The sequence below is a fragment of the Timaviella obliquedivisa GSE-PSE-MK23-08B genome, assembly GCA_019358855.1.
GTDB lineage: Bacteria > Cyanobacteriota > Cyanobacteriia > Elainellales > Elainellaceae > Timaviella > Timaviella obliquedivisa.
Genome location: JAHHII010000008.1, coordinates 1 through 17,133, shown reverse-complemented (window position 1 = coordinate 17,133; position 17,133 = coordinate 1). Strand labels below are relative to the sequence as shown.

Below are 17,133 nucleotides of genomic sequence, written 5' to 3'. Positions count from 1 at the left end.
TGGAAATGGGTAGCAACCACAGCAAAGATTCAAGGTTGAAAGCAGAAGTTTTGAAGCAACCGCACTTGAGCAATTGTTTCAAAGTCACGATCGTTGTGAATCAAAAGCAAATCATTCTCCAAGGCAGCTTGAGCAATGCAGCAATCAATCGGACTGCGAACCGTTAGCCCTTTGCGCCGCAAATCATAATAAATTCGTGCAGCCGCTTGCCAGGAATCATTCGTCAGTTCAATGTAATTTTGAGTTTCGAGATAGGTAGAGAGAAGTGTCCACTCTTTTTCATTCAAACTTCCCTGAAGCAGTTCCAGATGAGTGAATCGTGTCAGTACAACTTCCTGATCGCCAATCAAGGCTTCGAGTTTCTGGCGAACCTGACCCGTACGATCTCGAAAAACACTGATCCAAACAGAGGTATCAATCAGCAGCATGACGAGTTTGGCGGAGGTCTTTGTGGTCGAAGTTTTCGGTAAACTGAATTTGTCCTGCAAGGTCAAGCAGATTCCTCTTGCGGCGCGATCGCACCAGTTCTTTCAGCGCCAAGTTAAGCAGTTCTTCTTGAGTGGCGAGGTTCGTAAGCTGGAAGGCTTCGTCGAGAAGAGCTTCGTCAAGATTGAGAGTTATTTGCATAGAGAAACCAGACACAAAGCATGGTCTCTATATTTTAGCCTTAACGCCCCCTTGAGTAACTCGAAGAGATCGCCTCTCCTCCCTCTCGCCCGACAAACTCTCGTCTCTGGCGCGCTGCTTCACAGACACCGTTAGGGTCGCGCTCCTAAACTTTAGTTCAATGGATGATTTGAGCTATTGGTTGAATGCGAATGGGTAGAGGGCGATCGGCTTTGCCATCTTAAGGTGTCAGCAATCTTCTTAATTGCAATCTTTCAGCGACTTCAGTAATTCTTTCCCAATCAATCCACCAAACTTCCTCAGTTCTAGATATCCTATTATGTGATTTAAACACATACCAGAAGAAGTTAGCTTTATAACCACTTTATGAATATCCAAGTCACTTATTTCATCTATTTCAGCATTTGTGATCTTGCATACAGAACATTGAGACTGGTCTTCAATCTTTTTAGGTTCCCTCCTTGAAGCCTTTTTAGAATTACTAATTTCATTTAAGAATTGCATCTTTGACAATTCTTCGTGACTATCTACTTGGCAAAAGAAGGCAATATTCTTGTCTTTAGACCTATCTATTAAATCGAATATAAATTTAAGGTTGCTCAATTGCATCTCAGTCAAAGTATCAAAGTCGTTTATTATTTTTTCTCTTGAACTGGCATTTATATAGTTATTGAACTTGCCAATCAAGCCAACGAAAATATCTGAAGCTTGAATAAATAATTCATACTGCGAATCAACAAAAGAATAATTTTTTACCTCCTGGTTTGTATCAGTAATTCTATAGCCGTCGAAAATTTCCGAAATAGATATTTCGTTATCAAAAATATGAGTTGAGTTCTTAAACATATATACAGGTCTTAGATAGAATTGTGAGTAATTTTCTATTAACACATGATCTTTCTCGTCCATTACGAATGGAAGTGAATCTTTTCTCTTTGATAGTTTGAGTATTTGTTTAAGATAAGTTAATCCAAAATGAAATTCTTCTGTGTCTATATATCCATCAAACATTGAAATTAATGCTTCAATAAATTCTCGAACTAATTCCTTTTTTATATTAGGATAGCCAGAGTTATAAAATAATTTAGTTATGGATTCATTTTCAAGTTTTGCGAGCTTATACAAGTCATTTTTCAGATAGTCGGCAAGACCTAGATCTATCTGTAGTTCTTCTTTTGCACTTACTATTGCAGAATCAATAATATCTACAATAGACCAGTAAAGAATGTTTACACTTGAATAGTGAACATATAAATTGTTTTCCAAGAAATACTTTAAGAAACAATTTAACTTTATGGATTTTAAGCAGCTAAAAAAGTCGTCTCCCTTTGCAATGTGTTTAAATTTTACGTCTCTGATATTATTTTGTAGATTAAGGCTACTGAACAAAGGTCTAATATCAGGCTTGGAGCCTTCATGAACTAAACCTCCCAAAATAAAATTTGAATTAAAAGAGACATTGAAGTCGATTTCCTTTACATTGTTTTCTCTTACATAAAATTTTCTATGATTATTTGTCTCGTCGTAGTGAAAAGTGAAAGAACTGTCAAAGTCTGTCGTTGGTGAAAGTTTTTTCAGTATTTCTCTAATATCGCTGCTATCAAAATTTATCATTCATCCCCTTTTTAGGTACAAAGCCTAACGGTTAACTGCTTTTCCAGAACACTGTACCAAAAGCTTTTCTGCATCCTTTATATGAGGCAGAAGAGCTGCACCGAATTTTCACATTAGACCTCCCCCGATCGCCCCCTCCATACTCTGCTCCCCACAACATACCAACAATCGCCCCCTTCCCTAGTCCTCATACCAACTCGATCGCCATGCCGCCTCAGCTTGAGCGATCGCTTTTTGCCGATGCTTTTTCTGATATTCTCGCTTGAGTTTGGCAAGACGAACCGATAACTTACGGATTTGCGATCGTCCGTTCAGCACCATCGGATCACTAAATTCAATCTCCGACAACCGCAGCCGAATTGCCATCACTTGCGTTGTCGAGGCTTCCTGATTAGACGGCGTTTGAATGACCAGGCTCAGAAGATTTGGGGCAGCAGATTCGCCAGAGAGATCGGCTCTAGATGCCACTTCCAAAATAGGCTCGGGTAAGCGCTTGGGCAAAATATCTGCCTGTTGCAGCGCGCGATTGGTGACTTGGGAAAGAGTTTGCAGTTCGTCAGAGATTTTTTCCTCTAAGTCCTTCTGCCAGTGGAAAAGATCTTTAGGAATTAAGGCTCTAGCTTCGTCAAATGGAAGATCTGAAGAAGGCATTTCGTCGGAAGACTCGTTGCGAAAAATAGCGGCGAAGAGTTCCTGGTTGGCTTGTTGCGCACCTGGCTCTGTTTCGTTATCTGGCTGATTTGGCTCATCTGGTTCGCCAAAAACTGAGTCAATTAAATCCATGCTTTCCGCTTGCAATTCATCAAACTCTGATTGATCGTCATTGGCAAAGCCTTCTTGCCTGTCTAATTCTGTGCGCATTTCTAAAAGGTGAGCAGCGATCGATCGCGCCATTTCTTCAGCGTTAGAAGTTTGAACCTTGGAAAAGTCGATCGGTTTAATCACAGTCACTTTTGCCGCCAGATCCATCTGGGCTTGTTTGGCAAGGTGCCGCAGGTCACGCTGGAGTTGCTGCTGCTGGTTAAGCGATAGGGTAAGAAACTGCTGAGGATAGCCGCGCGTGCAAACGTGATAGCTCGCTAAGATCATCTGCTGACGAACGGCTGCCCCCAGCGCCGATAGATAGCTGCTATAAACGCTGTAGTATTCTTCAGCCAAAGAAGCGATCGCCTGATTCAAAATATTAAGTTCGCGTTCTACCTGTTCAATTGCGCTCACCATTACACTCTTACCTCAAGGACATAAAAGGCAGGTCACGCGACCTGCCTTACGTTATTTCATCAACCAATAGATTGAAGGAATTACTTCACTCCCATTTGGGCAGCCACTTCAGCAGCGAAATCTTCCTCTCGCTTTTCGATGCCTTCGCCCATAACAAACCGAACAAAGCGTCGCACCTGAATGTTTTCACCCAGACCCGCAACGTTTTGCTTAACCAAATCCTCCACCGTGATGCTCTGATCTTTGATATAGGGTTGATCCATCAACGATAGTTCCTTCAGTCGCTTCTCTATCCGCCCATCAACGATCTTTTCACGCATGGCGGCAGGCTTGCTACCCAAGTCATCACGCCCCATCTCAATCTCTTTTTCCTTCGCAACCACTTCAGCAGGAATGTCACTAGCTTTGACATATTCCACATTAGGACAAGCAGCAATTTGCATTGCCACATCTTTGACCAATGCCTGAAACGCCTCGTTCCGAGCAACAAAGTCGGTCTGGCAGTTGATTTCTACCAACACGCCAACCCGTCCGCCTGTATGAATATAGCTTCCCACTAAACCTTCAGAAGCAATCTTTCCAGCTTTCTTCTCTGCTGAAGTAATGCCCTTCTGACGAAGCCACTCCATCGCTTTTTCAACATCGCCTTCGGTTTCACCTAAGGCTTTTTTGCAGTCCATCATGCCTGCACCTGTTTTATCGCGCAGTTGCTTGACAAGTTTTGCCGATATCTCAGCCATGTTTTTCCCTCTATGTCACTTCTTTTATTTACGCTTCCTCAGTTTCCTCTTCATCAGCGGGAAAATCGCCTTCGTCATAATCGTACTCTTCGTCATCGTAGTCTTCTTCAACCTCAAGTTGACCATGACGACCTTCGTAAATGGCATCTGCCAAACGACCCACAATTAGCTTAATAGACCGAATTGCATCATCGTTAGCCGGAATAGGAACATCAACGGTGTCTGGGTCGCAGTTTGTATCTAGCAAAGATACGATCGGGATATTGAGTTTTTGGCACTCTTGCACGGCATTGTACTCGCGCCGCTGATCCACCAGCAAAACAATATCAGGAATCTTCCGCATTGCTTTGATGCCGCCGAGATATTTCTGAAGCTTTTCTAGCTCACGACGTAAAACCGCCGCTTCTTTTTTAGGCAACAGGTCAAGTGCGCCCGTATCTTGCCGACGCTCTAATTCTTTAAGGCGATCGACCCGGGTCTTGATGGTTGTCCAGTTGGTTAACATCCCACCCAACCAGCGTTGGTTAACAAAGTACGAGCCACAGCGCAGCGCTTCTTGGGCAATAATTCCGGCTGCCTGCCGCTTGGTGCCAACAAACAAAACTTTCTTACCTTGCTCAGAGGCAGTGCGTAAATAAACATAAGCGTCTTCCATCAACTGGGCAGTTTGCACCAAGTCAATAATATGAACACCGTTACGGGAAGTGTAGATGTAAGGAGACATCTTAGGATTCCAACGGCGGGTTTGGTGACCAAAGTGAACACCAGACTCTAGTAATTGAGCCAAAGAAACAACGGGCATAATTTTTGTAACTCCATTCGGGTTATTCCTCCACCTAGGCGCACTTCTGAAAATTCGGTTGGAAGCTTCAGAAACACCCGAAACCATAGGTGTTATGGAAAATTTTGACAGCTTTTTAAGGTTAGCATAGCGATCGCCCGCCTAACCAAATCCTTGCTCTGAAAGCATACTCATCACCCAAATCTCTCATAGAGAAGCAGTTATCGCATTGCGCCCATCGTATTTTTCCAAGCCAACTCTTTGCACAAAATTTCCAATGCTCGTTGCTCAGCGCCATTAAATAGCTGGCTCTCTGCCAACTCGTTCAAAACCTGTTGAGTAAGCTGCGAGGCAAAGCTTCCTCCAAAGCGGAGCAAATGACTGTAGTAAGAAAACTGGGGCTTTTGGTTACGGTTCAAGTGAAAGCGGTAAATTTCGTCAGAGTTCATTAAGAACGCAGGCGTGTTGACCGGAACAACCACGCGCGGAATGCCATGAACGCCGTAGAGCAAGCCGTCGTCTTCTACCATTGCCCCAATCAGCACAATTCCTAAAAGTGTGCGCGTTTCTGAAATTAAATCGGGGGTAAACAGGGGGTCAGGTTCGCTAGAAAGACGAGGGCCATTGCTCATAAACAGAGGATTCATCAACTGAGAGTTGTAGATAATGCCGACTGCCCAGTTTCTAACCGTTGGTTCTTCAAGCTTAACGAAGCACCCAAATCCGTAATCATCGGCTTGAGGAGGATAATCGACATCAATTTTGTCATCCAACTGGACCACGTAGTCGCAGTGAGTATTAGACTTGACCACTTTGCCCAACTGCCGATTGAACTGCATGGTAAATCTCCTTAAGGTCTTGATGCTATAAGAATAGCGCCCTCATCCATTCTTAAATGACTCTGTTTGATAGAAGTTAAAGCTAGCCTAGCTTCACTTTTAGCAAGCTCCGGACTTGGTTAGCAACACCCCAAAAGTTCTCAAAATGATTTGCAAATCGTATGTGGGTGTCCAGAGCGCCTGATATTGCAGGTCTAAACTAACAATTTCTTCAAAGTCTTTAATTTCCGATCGCCCACTCACTTGCCAGAGTCCTGTCAGTCCTGGCTTAACATTCAGCCGCTGCCAGTGGCGATCGGTGTAGTGAATCACTTCATCGTGGGTGGGCGGACGGGTGCCGACCAGACTCATCTCTCCAACCAAAACATTCCAGAACTGGGGCACCTCGTCCAAGCTGGTCCGTCGCAATAGTCTACCAATACGAGTGATGCGCGGATCTTGCTCGTTCTTGAAAATTAGACCTTCAGCTTCGTTATGTACTAGCGTCTTCAGTCGATCTGCATCCTTTACCATCGAACGAAATTTTAATAAGGTAAAAGGACGACCTTGTAATCCATAGCGCGTTTGTTTATAAAGTACTGAGCCAGGGCTTTCAGCCCGAATAGCGATCGTAATCGGGAGAAACAGCATCGCCAGGATCATCATTCCAGCGATCGCCCCAACAATGTCAATCAATCGCTTCAAGGCACTGTTCACAGACCGATGGGGAGCCAGAAGCTTAAACACGGAAGGTAGCTCACCCAGCATAAGATAAGAACTAATTGCAGACGCAGGATCTGAAACTCCGTAATGGGTCATCGTTAATACCCAAAAAACATCCGTGTTTGTACATAAAAATATAACTTCACCCTGGATCAAAGCAAATTTGAGCTTCAAAGCTTTACGAGAACTTCATATAAATGAATAAATTAACTGAAGTTGATAAGGTTTTCCTTAAAAAACAAATTTCCTTCAGAAAGCAGTTTGTTAGTAATTAAACGGACATTTTTTAGAATTTTAAGGATTGAATTAACGAAAATATCCTCCGAAAGTAACCCGCCGAAAAGGATAAAGAATTTTTGTTTATGGCTCTCATAAATCGCGTTCATTAAAGGGCGATCGCTCATCTTTTTTAAGAAAGTTAACCTTTGTTTAAGAAGTCGTAACACTCTGTAGCTTTATTTAAAATACTGTTATTCTCGATACATCTTAATAAATTGATTTCATCAAATAGACAAAGGAAGAACTTATGAAAGCGTCAAAGCATTTAGGTGAATCTGTGTTGATGACCTTACTCTTAGTTGTCGTCTGTGTCGGCTTTATAGGCTATATGTTTGTGCAATCAGGCGCTTTATAAACGTCGATTAAGACTTTAAGAAATCCCTGGAGGCACTGAGTCAGTGCCTTTTTTATTACCTTAATCTCTACGTGTCTCTGCACAAAGTAGACCCGGGAGATTGCAACTTTAGCGAAACCATTATCTGAAAGCATTTGGATAGATATTTTGCGATGAACAATTTATTAGAGTGAGATACGAGGGCACAAACCTGGTAGATTTAGCGGAGTACCCGTAGAAATAGACGCAAGCAGATGAAAGTCCTAGTTATTGGCGGTGACGGCTACTGCGGTTGGGCAACCGCATTGTACCTTTCCAATCGAGGTTACGAAGTTGGTATCCTAGACAACATGGTTCGGCGGCACTGGGACATGGAGCTTTGCGTCGAAACGTTAACCCCGATCGCCCCGATTCAGTCTCGGATTCAACGCTGGAAAGACCTGACGGGCAAGCAGATTGATTTGTTTGTTGGCGACATTACGAACTACGAGTTCCTAAGTCGAGCCATGCACCAGTTTGAGCCAGAAGCCGTTGTGCATTTTGGTGAACAGCGATCGGCTCCTTTTTCAATGATTGATCGAGAGCACGCCGTTTTGACCCAGGTTAATAATGTGGTCGGCACGCTCAATCTTTTGTATGTCATGCGCGAAAGCTTTCCCGACTGCCATTTGGTTAAGCTTGGCACCATGGGCGAGTACGGCACTCCTAATATTGACATTGAAGAAGGCTTTATTACTCTTGAACACAATGGACGCAAAGATACGCTGCCCTATCCTAAGCAGCCTGGTTCGTTCTATCACCTCAGCAAAGTGCATGATTCTCACAATATTCACTTTGCCTGTAAGGTTTGGGGGCTGCGAGCTACTGACCTGAACCAGGGGGTAGTTTATGGAGTGCTAACTGAAGAAACAGGCATGGATGAATTGCTGATCAACCGTCTAGATTATGACGGGGTGTTTGGGACGGCTCTGAATCGCTTCTGCATTCAGGCGGCGATCGGGCATCCGTTAACGGTCTATGGAACAGGTGGACAAACCCGAGCATTTTTAGATATCCGAGACACGGTGCGATGCGTGGAATTGGCGATCGCCACTCCAGCAGACCCCGGCAAATTCCGCGTCTTCAACCAATTTACCGAACTCTTTGGCATCGGCGATTTGGCAATGATGGTTAAAAAAGCCGGAACTACATTGGGATTAAATGTAGAAGTGACTCATCTAGAAAATCCTCGTGTCGAGATGGAAGAACACTACTTCAATGCCAAAAATACTAATCTGCTTGATCTAGGGTTACAGCCTCACTTCCTCTCCGATTCTCTGTTAGACTCGCTGCTGAATTTCAGTGTCAAGTACAAGAGCCGCGTTGATGAGACGCAGATTTTGCCTAAAGTAAAGTGGAAACGATAAATTGGTAATCATGACAAGCCCTGAATATTGCTATTGCAGGTAGTTTCACTCGGTGCTGCATATAGTGAAAGCAGCACCTATTTTTTACTGCCCTCTTATCCATTGGCATTCATGACCTCTGCACTTGCTCGACTCAGCCTGCTCAACGGTCTTAAAATATCAGCCCAAAGCGCCCTTAAGAGCCAGCTTACTTATGCGAATTGCTCTGTTTACCGAAACTTTTCTGCCTAAAGTCGATGGAATTGTGACTCGCTTGAGTCATACGGTTGATCATTTACAACGACTAGGGAATCAGGTGCTAGTAATCTCGCCAGACGGCGGACTCACAGAATATAAGGGAGCCAAGATTTATGGCATTCCTGGGTTTCCGTTGCCTCTTTATCCTGAACTGAAGCTGGCGCTGCCTCGTCCATCCATGCGCCAAGTTTTAGAAACGTTTCAGCCCGACTTGATTCATTTAGTGAATCCAGCAGTGCTGGGTTTGGGGGGCTTGTATTATGCCAAGTCGTTAGATGTGCCCCTAGTTGCGTCTTACCATACCCATTTACCCAAGTATCTGGAGCACTATGGTCTAGGAATGTTGGAGGGTGTACTCTGGGAACTCCTAAAGGCGGTTCATAATCAGGCGCAAATCAATCTTTGTACTTCTACTGCTATGCAAGAGGCGCTGACGAGTCATGGCATTGAGCGGGTTGCGGTATGGCAAAAAGGAGTTGATACGGAGCTATTTCAGCCTAATCTGGGCAGCCCAGAAATGCGATCGCATCTTACCCAAGGGCATCCTGAAAGCCCACTCTTGCTTTATGTGGGTCGTCTTTCAGCAGAAAAAGAAATCGATCGCATTAAACCCGTCCTTCAATCGATTCCCGGTGCTCGATTAGCACTGGTAGGCGACGGACCCTACCGCCAAGAACTTGAGAAACATTTTGCTGATACGCCTACTTATTTTGTTGGCTACATGACCGGGCAAACCCTCGCTTCTGCCTTCGCTTCTGCCGATGCTTTTATCTTTCCTTCTCGCACAGAAACTTTGGGCTTGGTGCTGTTGGAAGCCATGGCAGCAGGTTGTCCCGTCATTGCAGCCAATGCTGGAGGGATTCCGGATATTATCTCGGATGGAGCCAATGGTTACTTGTTCGATCCGCAGGACGAAGGAGGTGCGATCGCCGCGACCCAGCGCCTCCTCTCCCACGCAGACGAACGGGAAACGCTGCGACAAAATGCTCGGATGGAGGCAGAGCAATGGGGCTGGGCAGCAGCAACACGACAATTACAAGGATTTTATCAAGCTGTATTAGATGAGCGATCGATGCCAACGGCTGCTTAAGCGATCTCCCTGACCGCAGCCTGTGCCTCTCGACGCAGCCCAGTGGCGATCCGAAATAGTTCTTGCCCAGTATGAAGATAATGATCGTCATAACTGGTTGTAAACCGTTCTAGCTCATCGATTCCATCGCTGACCTGGTTCAGGCAATAGTACAGATGCGCTGCTACTCCAGCTAAATTAGGAGGATTGGGTCTGGAACTAAAAGCTTGTTGTGCTTTTTGCAAATAATCCCTGCATTCCTCTAAGTAAGCCTGAAATGCTTCTAGCAATTCGTCATCAAAAGGATCAGCCGCAAGGGCATTAATCTGAGACTTTAAAGGCTTAAGAACCAGATTTAGCCATCGGATAATGGGTTGATAAACCTGCTTTAGCCAAAGCTTGAAAAGCTCATCGCTATCTCGACTACTTTGCCGCTGTCGATATCGTTTTTGTGCTTCAGCAGTTCGTTCTTGACGGGTAGGGCGGCGGGCAGCAGGGTCAAATCCAGCAGCTTTGGATGCGTGGTTAATTTGGCGATCGTAGGACTGTCGTTTAAACGGATCACCTAAAATCTCATAAGCAACGTTCAGTTGCGCAATTTGCTCATGACTGGCAGACGATGAATTTGTATCAGGATGTAGCTGTTTAGCAAGGCGACGGTAAGCTTGCTTAATCTCTGCCTGACTTGCTGTCTGGCTAACCTCTAGAGTAGTATAGTGATTCGATTTTGACATATGCCTATTTTATCGGCATTCTCTCCTATCCTAAAACAGTGGAGGCTACTAATTCTGGATCTTGAAACAGTGGCGTGCTCAAATAACGCTCACCAAAACTAGGCTGAATCATCACAATTAGCTTGCCTGCGTTTTCAGAACGGCAAGCCACTCTAGTCGCTGCTGCCAAAGCTGCACCTGTAGAAATCCCAGACAGCAGTCCTTCTTCACGCGCTAAGCGACGACCATACGCGATCGCCTCATCATCACTAATGGTAATCACTTCGTCGATCAACTCTACCTTTAAAACTTGAGGTACAAACCCCGCTCCAATCCCCTGAATTTTATGAGGCCCTGGTCGCCCACCCGATAGGATAGAGCTATTGGCAGGTTCAACAGCGATCGCTTTGAAACTAGGCTTTCGCTGCTTCAAAACTTCAGCTACGCCTGTAATCGTGCCGCCTGTACCCACGCCTGCTACTAACATATCAACTTGTCCCTCGGTGTCTTCCCAGATCTCGTTGGCAGTAGTCTCACGATGAATTTTTGGATTCGCCAGATTGCTAAACTGTTGCAGCATATAAGCATCAGGCAAAGAATTGACAATTTGCTGTGCTCGTTGAATACAGCCGCCCATACCCTCAATGCCGGGAGTTAGCTCTAGCTTTGCCCCATAAGCTCGCAACATTGCCCGTCGCTCAGAACTCATAGTTTCTGGCATCGTCAAAATTAATTGATAACCTTTTGCTGCCGCTGTCATTGCTAGCGCAATCCCTGTGTTGCCAGAAGTGGGTTCAACCAAAATCGTCTTCCCTGGCGAAATCAGTCCCTTCTGCTCTGCATCTTCAATCATGCTAATCCCAATCCGATCTTTCACCGATGCAGATGGATTCATTCCCTCTAGCTTTACCACAATTTGAGCGACACACCCCGCAGTTTGAGGAATGCGGTTCAGACGTACTAATGGAGTGCGACCAATTAATTCAGTGATGTTGTTAGCAATTCGCATAGTTCACAAAAGGAGGTGAGGAACGAAAAATGAAATTGATTAAATGTAATACATGATATCTAGTCGCTGTCTTGCTTCTCGCTTCTCAGCAATGTCTTGTAGCGTATACCTTTGCAAAATTACATCCGAGGCTTGACCTGCTTCTTGCCAAACTTCCCGAATGACAGTACCTTCTACAGATTTAGGCTCTCGATGGGGATCATGCGGTTGAGAATCGGTCCCTTCTATGCACTTCACAACCTCAAAAAGAGTAATTTTCCAAGGCTCTCTAGCCAAAATGTATCCTCCTTTTGCACCTCGTTGGCTCCGAACAAGCCCTGCCCGCCTAAGGGTCGCCAAGAGTTGTTCGAGATAGCGATCGGGAATGCTTTGTTCTATTGCTATTTGTCGGATTTGCAAAGGTTCACCATTGCTGTAACAAGCAGTCAGTTCTAGAAGAGCTAGCAGCGCATATTCACTTTTGCAGGAGAGTTCCACAGGTAGAAAGAGAGAAGATAAGACTACTCTTTTAGTATACCCCGGTTCTACAGTGGGGTTTGTAGGGTTAAGTTTTTCAAACATAAAGAAGCTCAAGCTTATGGAAAAGCTTGAGCTTCTTTATGTTTACCTGGAACCCCAAAGAGTTCTAGATTAAACCCTAACTCGTAGCTTAGAACGAGAAGGTTGTTCTTAGTGCGCCAACGAAAGTTGAGTCATTAGCACTGTCATTACCAGGACTGTCAATGTAGATCAGACCAGGAGTAACAGAAATATTGTCACTCAACTGAAGTTTGTAGAAGATTTCTCCAACAAATGAGTTGTCATCATCTAGACCCAAAGCTAGGTCAGAATCGTAAGGAGCAACACCTGCCAACACACCGAGCATGTTACCACTACCACCCAAGTCACGAATTGCCAAGGTTGCTTGGTAGCTCCAAACATCGTAGCTGTTGTTGCCAATATCAATAATTGGAATATAGGCAGCGTTACCACCAACTTCAAAGTCACCAAACTTGAAGTTGACCAAAGCACCGTAGGTATTAGCAATAGCAGGTCCACCCGAACCACCGTTAGTGAAGCCAGTGCCACTATAACCATTTCCATAAACTAGGGCAGCATCCAAGAAATCGCTAAGGTAGGTTAACTGAGCGATGATACCGTAGTCTCCGTTGAACAGACCTGCGCCAGGGCTTGAGCGTTCTGCTTCAGCAGCAGAATAGCCAAAATCAAGGCTGAAGTTATCTGATAATTGAACGATCGCACCTAAGCCTGCACTTCCTGGAATAAAGTCATAGGCGGGAGGACTACCAAAGCTGCCGATAGAACCGCCACCATCGCTATCCAAAGGAGTAATACTGCTGGCAACCCAGTCAGAATCAGCATAACCTTGAGCCGCAACCGTCACATCAACGCTGTTGCCTAAGGGGAAGGTGTAGTAGAGCTTGTCTAGAGTGATGTTATCGCCTACACCTGAACCAATTGTCCAGTTCGTTCCGCCAAATCCATCAAATCTATCGATATCACGGGCCTGAAGACGGGCTCTCAAGAGGTCGTCGCCAGTGAAGCTAGTATCAAAGTTCAAGCGAACTCGGTAGCCAGCAAGAGGCTGATCATCAAACGCATCGTCTTCATCAATAGGTACACCAACGATGAAGATAGTTTCACCCTTCAGCTTGGTGGTAGTGGAGAACTGGTTTGCTTCCAACTCAGCAGTGCGAGCTTCTAAAGAATCAACGCGACCACGCAAAGTTGCCAGTTCAGCAGCGAACTCTTCTTGAAGCCGCTGTAGAGTAGCAAGGTCTTCGGCGGTCGCTAGGTCTGCTGTGCTCGCCGCAATCAGGTCGCTGATCCGGTCTAGGCACGAACTCAAACCCGCTGCAAACTCGTAGCGCGTCAACGCCCGGTTCCCTTGGTATGTCAGGTTAGGATAGCCCACGATACACGCATACTTCTCAACCAGGTTTTGCAACGCAGTATATGCCCAGTCGCTAGGACGGACATCGGAGAGGCGATCGATGGTCAACCCACCGGCTTGTGCCAGACCGTTGTTGCCTTCGTTGCTATATTCAACAACCTGATTGAGCGAGTCAACGTTGGAGGGAGCAGGGGCAACTGGAGCAGCAGGGGCAACTGGAGCAGAAATCTGAGCCACTTGGGTAGGTGCAATAGGAGCCATCTCTGCAGGTGCATCTGTTGAAGCTGTAGGAGCTAATTCAGCAGTAGGAACAGCGCTGATTTGGACTGGAGCAACTTCAGGAGCAGCCACAGAATCAATGTGTAAACTTGTAACGTCGCCTAGCAATACATCAGCTTTTGTGGAAGGCTGAGTTTCTGCCGCGATCGCAGAAGAAGAAACGATCAAAGCCGCGCCGAGCAGCGCTGGCGTAGCTAGAAGAGAGTTCCAAAGAACTTTAGATAACATAAAAATTTTCCTCACACCTAAATCAAGAATGACTCTGAGTAACATTCTACGCTAAAGAAATTCGATCGATCAAGGGTAGCTTCAAAGAAAACTTAAACTTAATTAACGAAAAGCCTTGCAGATTAAGGCTTAGGAGTGAAGATCTTTTTCTCAAAAAAGGCGGAGTTGAACATAATTTGCCAACTCCGCTAGATCAATTTAGAAGCTAAACGTGGTTCTAACGACCCCAATGACAGCAGTATCATTGTTGCTGTTGTGGTTCGGCTCAGTCAAAACAATCACACCAGGAGTAATACTGATGTTGTCACTAAGCCGAAGACGATAGAAACCCTCAAGGTGAAGACCAACATCTGGATCACTTCTGCGATCGCCAGAGAGGAGGTCGCCAACTTCTGCATCGGCACCCGTCAAGCGAGGCTGAATACCTGCAACAATACCTAATTGGTTGCCTCTACCACCTAAATCAGGAAGTGCAACCGTTAGAGCATAGTTCCAAACATCAGCATCACCCACCCCAATGGCGCGGATGTGAGAGTAACCTGCCCAGCCACCAACTTGGAGTCCGCTCGACACCTTAAAGTTAGCCTCAACGCCATAGGAGTTGATCGACAGAGGTCTCCCAATTGATACACGAGCCAGAGAACTGCCTGTTCCAGTATTGTTGCCAATAGAGCTGCCGGCGCTGTCCCTTCCCTGAACGTAGGCATTGATGTAGGTAAGACCTAAAGTCAAGCGATTAAAGGGGGTCAAGGTTAGTTGACCAATTGCACCATAGTTACCATTGAACAAACCGGCACCACTACCAGAACGTTCTGCTTCGCCAGCTAGGTAGCCCAGTTGAAGCGTAATCTGGTCATTGAACTGAATACTTGTAGCCGCTCCTGCGTTGACGCTCGGAGCACGGTAGATAGGGTTAAACCGACCAAACCGAGAAAGGGCACCCGTACCGCTTGAACTAAAGGGGCTAACCGTGTTGACGATATCGTTGAAAGCACCCGCATTGGCAACAATTCGAGCAGTAACCTTATCGCCAATTGGGAAGCGATAGTATAAGTCATCAAGCTCAAGGGCGTTGCTTGTGCCCGTGTCATAACCCAGCCGTCCTTCGTTGCCTAACAGCGAGGAAGAAGTTGCAGGATCGGTGGTGACAAATCGGTTAAAGTTACCTGCTTGAAGACGGGCTCTCAACTGATCTCGACCGGTGAAGCTGGTATCAAAGTTTAGACGAGTCCGATATTGGAAAGTTGTTTCATTGATATCACCCAGATCATTCTCGGTGCTATCGTTACCACCGCCAAAAATGTCACTGACTGAAAAAACGGTCTCACCCACCAGCTTTGTCGTGGTAGAGAACTGGTTTGCTTCTAACTCAGCAGTCCGAGCTTCTAAAGAATCCACCTTGCCGCGTAGGGTTGCCAGTTCAGCAGCGAACTCTTCTTGCAAGCGTTGGAGCGTCGCCAGGTCTTCCGCGGTCGCTAAGTCAGCCGTGCTCGCTGCAATCAGGTCGCTGATCCGGTCTAGGCACGAACTCAAACCCGCTGCAAACTCGTAGCGCGTCAACGCCCGGTTCCCTTGGTATGTCAGGTTAGGATAGCCCACAATACACGCATACTTCTCAACCAGGTTTTGCAACGCAGTATATGCCCAGTCGCTAGGACGGACATCGGAGAGGCGATCGATGGTCAACCCACCGGCTTGTGCCAGACCGTTGTTGCCTTCGTTGCTATATTCAACAACCTGATTGAGCGAGTCAACGTTGGAGGGAGCAGGGGCAACTGGAGCAGAAATCTGAGCCACTTGGGCAGGCACTGGAGCGATGACAGCGGCTGCCTCGCTAACTTGTACCGCAGCCACTTTAGGCAATGAAACTGAGGCTAGTACATCAGAAGTAGAAGCTCCGCTGAGTTGGACTTCAGCTTCAATAGCGATCGCGGGCACTGCTGTAAACAGCGTAGCAACAAGAAATGCAGGAGATGCCAGCAGTGTGCTCCATAAAACTTTATTCATCATTTCCTCACACCTTAATAAATTAAGAAATGCTCAAAAGCTCAGAGCATTTCACCCCAGAGAATAACACTAAGGAATTCTGAAACCATGTCGTCCAAGCAACAACTGAAATGATGGCATAAACGGATTAAACAGCGTCAACATAACGTATGGCACTACTCTTCATCAGTCATTCTTCTAAAAATAACCTAGATTAAAGAAAATACATTATTCAGGACAGTATTCATGACCTAGACAAGGCTCAATGAATTAATTAAAAGTTAAGAACTTATAAACTAAGTAGTCTAGAAAAGTCAGTTGACTTACAAGATAGTGAGTTTTTTTAAGGTTAATAGAAGGTATTTTATACACGCCTTCAATTCCTATACTAGGTTGCAAATTTAGACCTCTACATGTTACTCAAAAGCCTCTTAGAGCAAAAGTGAAACTTCTAGGAAAAAGGTTTAGCTCATACCGAAATATCATTTCTGCTATGCATCCGTAGATAGACCCCACAAACAAAAATGCTGTCTCTGGGTAAGAGATGGCATCATACAAAAATTTAGGTTTAAAAAACTATCCGCTCCTACCAGACGCGAATAGACAAAAGCCTAAACACAAGGATAGGAGCGGTGTAGCGGGTCTTTAATTGACCTAGACTGCTGGGAGGGACTCTAAAAGCCAACCCAGCTTTCTTAAGGAAGTTAGTGAAACTCTCTCAAAAAAGATGACCTTACTGCTAGAGAGCAGCCCCAGCACACAGCCAGCTCACGTCAATTTGAAGACCCAAGCATTTACTACTATCTGACATAAGCATCACCTCCTGAATTTCTAAACGGCTTGTAGAACAGAAGAGTGTCAAGCACTCAGCGGGTATTACATCCTGTGTAATACACCTATTACAAGATAACACAGGAATTTAAAAGCCGAGGAGCTACATTGGTTGTTAGAGAAGGTTAGCGATCGCCATGAAAAAGCCCCCATGGAAGGAGGCAAAAATCTAAATTTAACGAAGCTAAATGTTTAGAGAGCGTTGCCTCTGGGCAGCACCTCTTCAGGGAAGATAAAGTTTTCGTGAATCTGGTCTTGAGGTGCCATCCAGGCCCGGATGCCCTCGTTTAACAAAATGTTCTTCGTGTAAAACGTCTCAAACTCCGGATCCTCGGCCGCCCGGA

16 protein-coding genes and 1 pseudogene are annotated in these 17,133 nt (G+C 45.4%); 3 read left to right on the top strand and 14 right to left on the bottom strand.

Annotation, left to right across the window (positions count from 1 at the left end):
• Positions 1–29: 29 nt before the first annotated feature.
• Together KME11_14805 and KME11_14800 are read right to left on the bottom strand one after the other, a co-directional pair.
• Positions 30–428 carry a PIN domain nuclease gene (locus KME11_14805; GenBank protein MBW4516477.1) on the bottom strand — a complete coding sequence of 133 codons (399 nt, stop codon included), beginning with the start codon at positions 426–428 and terminating at the stop codon, positions 30–32.
• Positions 415–627, bottom strand: a complete 213-nt coding sequence (locus tag KME11_14800) for a type II toxin-antitoxin system VapB family antitoxin (protein MBW4516476.1) — start codon at positions 625–627, stop codon at positions 415–417. Before KME11_14800 ends, KME11_14805 begins: the two co-directional genes overlap by 14 nt.
• Before the next feature lie 67 nt (positions 628–694).
• Here KME11_14800 and KME11_14795 point away from each other — a divergent pair.
• Positions 695–826, top strand: a pseudogene (locus KME11_14795) (DUF4351 domain-containing protein).
• 41 nt (positions 827–867) lie between these two features.
• Here the strand turns inward: KME11_14795 and KME11_14790 are convergent.
• The 6 genes from KME11_14790 to KME11_14765 all read right to left on the bottom strand — a co-directional run bounded on the left by KME11_14790 (position 868) and on the right by KME11_14765 (position 6,569).
• Entirely contained in the window at positions 868–2,241 is a 1,374-nt protein-coding gene (locus KME11_14790) for a hypothetical protein (GenBank protein ID MBW4516475.1), read from the bottom strand.
• Positions 2,242–2,421: 180 nt separating this feature from the next.
• Complete coding sequence (locus KME11_14785; GenBank protein ID MBW4516474.1) at positions 2,422–3,462, bottom strand: hypothetical protein; 1,041 nt, start codon at positions 3,460–3,462, stop codon at positions 2,422–2,424.
• Between the two features lie 80 nt (positions 3,463–3,542).
• Complete coding sequence (gene tsf, locus KME11_14780; GenBank protein ID MBW4516473.1) at positions 3,543–4,202, bottom strand: translation elongation factor Ts; 660 nt, start codon at positions 4,200–4,202, stop codon at positions 3,543–3,545.
• A 28-nt stretch (positions 4,203–4,230) separates the two neighbouring features.
• Positions 4,231–5,004 carry a 30S ribosomal protein S2 gene (gene rpsB, locus KME11_14775; GenBank protein ID MBW4516472.1) on the bottom strand — a complete coding sequence of 258 codons (774 nt, stop codon included), beginning with the start codon at positions 5,002–5,004 and terminating at the stop codon, positions 4,231–4,233.
• A gap of 200 nt (positions 5,005–5,204) precedes the next feature.
• On the bottom strand, positions 5,205–5,822 hold the full coding sequence (locus KME11_14770; GenBank protein MBW4516471.1) for a hypothetical protein: 618 nt from the start codon (positions 5,820–5,822) through the stop codon (positions 5,205–5,207).
• Positions 5,823–5,921: 99 nt separating this feature from the next.
• On the bottom strand, positions 5,922–6,569 hold the full coding sequence (locus tag KME11_14765) for a sugar transferase (protein MBW4516470.1): 648 nt from the start codon (positions 6,567–6,569) through the stop codon (positions 5,922–5,924).
• A gap of 822 nt (positions 6,570–7,391) precedes the next feature.
• Between KME11_14765 and KME11_14760 the strand changes: the two genes are divergently transcribed.
• Positions 7,392–8,543 carry an NAD-dependent epimerase/dehydratase family protein gene (locus tag KME11_14760; GenBank protein MBW4516469.1) on the top strand — a complete coding sequence of 384 codons (1,152 nt, stop codon included), beginning with the start codon at positions 7,392–7,394 and terminating at the stop codon, positions 8,541–8,543.
• Positions 8,544–8,736: 193 nt separating this feature from the next.
• Positions 8,737–9,870 carry a glycosyltransferase family 1 protein gene (locus KME11_14755; protein ID MBW4516468.1) on the top strand — a complete coding sequence of 378 codons (1,134 nt, stop codon included), beginning with the start codon at positions 8,737–8,739 and terminating at the stop codon, positions 9,868–9,870.
• Here the strand turns inward: KME11_14755 and KME11_14750 are convergent.
• The 6 genes from KME11_14750 to KME11_14725 form a co-directional block, all read right to left on the bottom strand.
• Entirely contained in the window at positions 9,867–10,583 is a 717-nt protein-coding gene (locus tag KME11_14750; protein ID MBW4516467.1) for a DnaJ domain-containing protein, read from the bottom strand. The two genes, KME11_14755 and KME11_14750, sit on opposite strands and share 4 nt — an antisense overlap.
• Before the next feature lie 25 nt (positions 10,584–10,608).
• A complete protein-coding gene (gene cysK, locus KME11_14745; GenBank protein ID MBW4516466.1) occupies positions 10,609–11,571 on the bottom strand; it encodes a cysteine synthase A in 963 nt (320 codons plus the stop codon).
• A 39-nt stretch (positions 11,572–11,610) separates the two neighbouring features.
• Positions 11,611–12,048, bottom strand: a complete 438-nt coding sequence (locus tag KME11_14740; GenBank protein ID MBW4516465.1) for an Rrf2 family transcriptional regulator — start codon at positions 12,046–12,048, stop codon at positions 11,611–11,613.
• A gap of 172 nt (positions 12,049–12,220) precedes the next feature.
• Complete coding sequence (locus KME11_14735) at positions 12,221–13,972, bottom strand: iron uptake porin (protein ID MBW4516464.1); 1,752 nt, start codon at positions 13,970–13,972, stop codon at positions 12,221–12,223.
• Positions 13,973–14,170: 198 nt separating this feature from the next.
• The gene (locus KME11_14730) at positions 14,171–15,979 is read right to left on the bottom strand and encodes an iron uptake porin (protein MBW4516463.1); all 1,809 of its coding nucleotides are present in this window, start codon (positions 15,977–15,979) and stop codon (positions 14,171–14,173) included.
• Between the two features lie 1,002 nt (positions 15,980–16,981).
• On the bottom strand, positions 16,982–17,133 hold a 152-nt coding region (locus KME11_14725), incomplete at its 5' end, for a photosystem II D2 protein (photosystem q(a) protein) (protein MBW4516462.1).

Bases quoted from the DNA above. Each gene is read 5' to 3' on its own strand.
- KME11_14805 (MBW4516477.1), bottom strand. From the start codon at position 428: ATGCTGCTGATTGATACCTCTGTTTGGATCAGTGTTTTTCGAGATCGT.
- KME11_14800 (MBW4516476.1), bottom strand. From the start codon at position 627: ATGCAAATAACTCTCAATCTTGACGAAGCTCTTCTCGACGAAGCCTTC.
- KME11_14790 (MBW4516475.1), bottom strand. From the start codon at position 2,241: ATGATAAATTTTGATAGCAGCGATATTAGAGAAATACTGAAAAAACTT.
- KME11_14785 (MBW4516474.1), bottom strand. From the start codon at position 3,462: ATGGTGAGCGCAATTGAACAGGTAGAACGCGAACTTAATATTTTGAAT.
- tsf (MBW4516473.1), bottom strand. From the start codon at position 4,202: ATGGCTGAGATATCGGCAAAACTTGTCAAGCAACTGCGCGATAAAACA.
- rpsB (MBW4516472.1), bottom strand. From the start codon at position 5,004: ATGCCCGTTGTTTCTTTGGCTCAATTACTAGAGTCTGGTGTTCACTTT.
- KME11_14770 (MBW4516471.1), bottom strand. From the start codon at position 5,822: ATGCAGTTCAATCGGCAGTTGGGCAAAGTGGTCAAGTCTAATACTCAC.
- KME11_14765 (MBW4516470.1), bottom strand. From the start codon at position 6,569: ATGCTGGGTGAGCTACCTTCCGTGTTTAAGCTTCTGGCTCCCCATCGG.
- KME11_14760 (MBW4516469.1), top strand. From the start codon at position 7,392: ATGAAAGTCCTAGTTATTGGCGGTGACGGCTACTGCGGTTGGGCAACC.
- KME11_14755 (MBW4516468.1), top strand. From the start codon at position 8,737: ATGCGAATTGCTCTGTTTACCGAAACTTTTCTGCCTAAAGTCGATGGA.
- KME11_14750 (MBW4516467.1), bottom strand. From the start codon at position 10,583: ATGTCAAAATCGAATCACTATACTACTCTAGAGGTTAGCCAGACAGCA.
- cysK (MBW4516466.1), bottom strand. From the start codon at position 11,571: ATGCGAATTGCTAACAACATCACTGAATTAATTGGTCGCACTCCATTA.
- KME11_14735 (MBW4516464.1), bottom strand. From the start codon at position 13,972: ATGTTATCTAAAGTTCTTTGGAACTCTCTTCTAGCTACGCCAGCGCTG.
- KME11_14730 (MBW4516463.1), bottom strand. From the start codon at position 15,979: ATGAATAAAGTTTTATGGAGCACACTGCTGGCATCTCCTGCATTTCTT.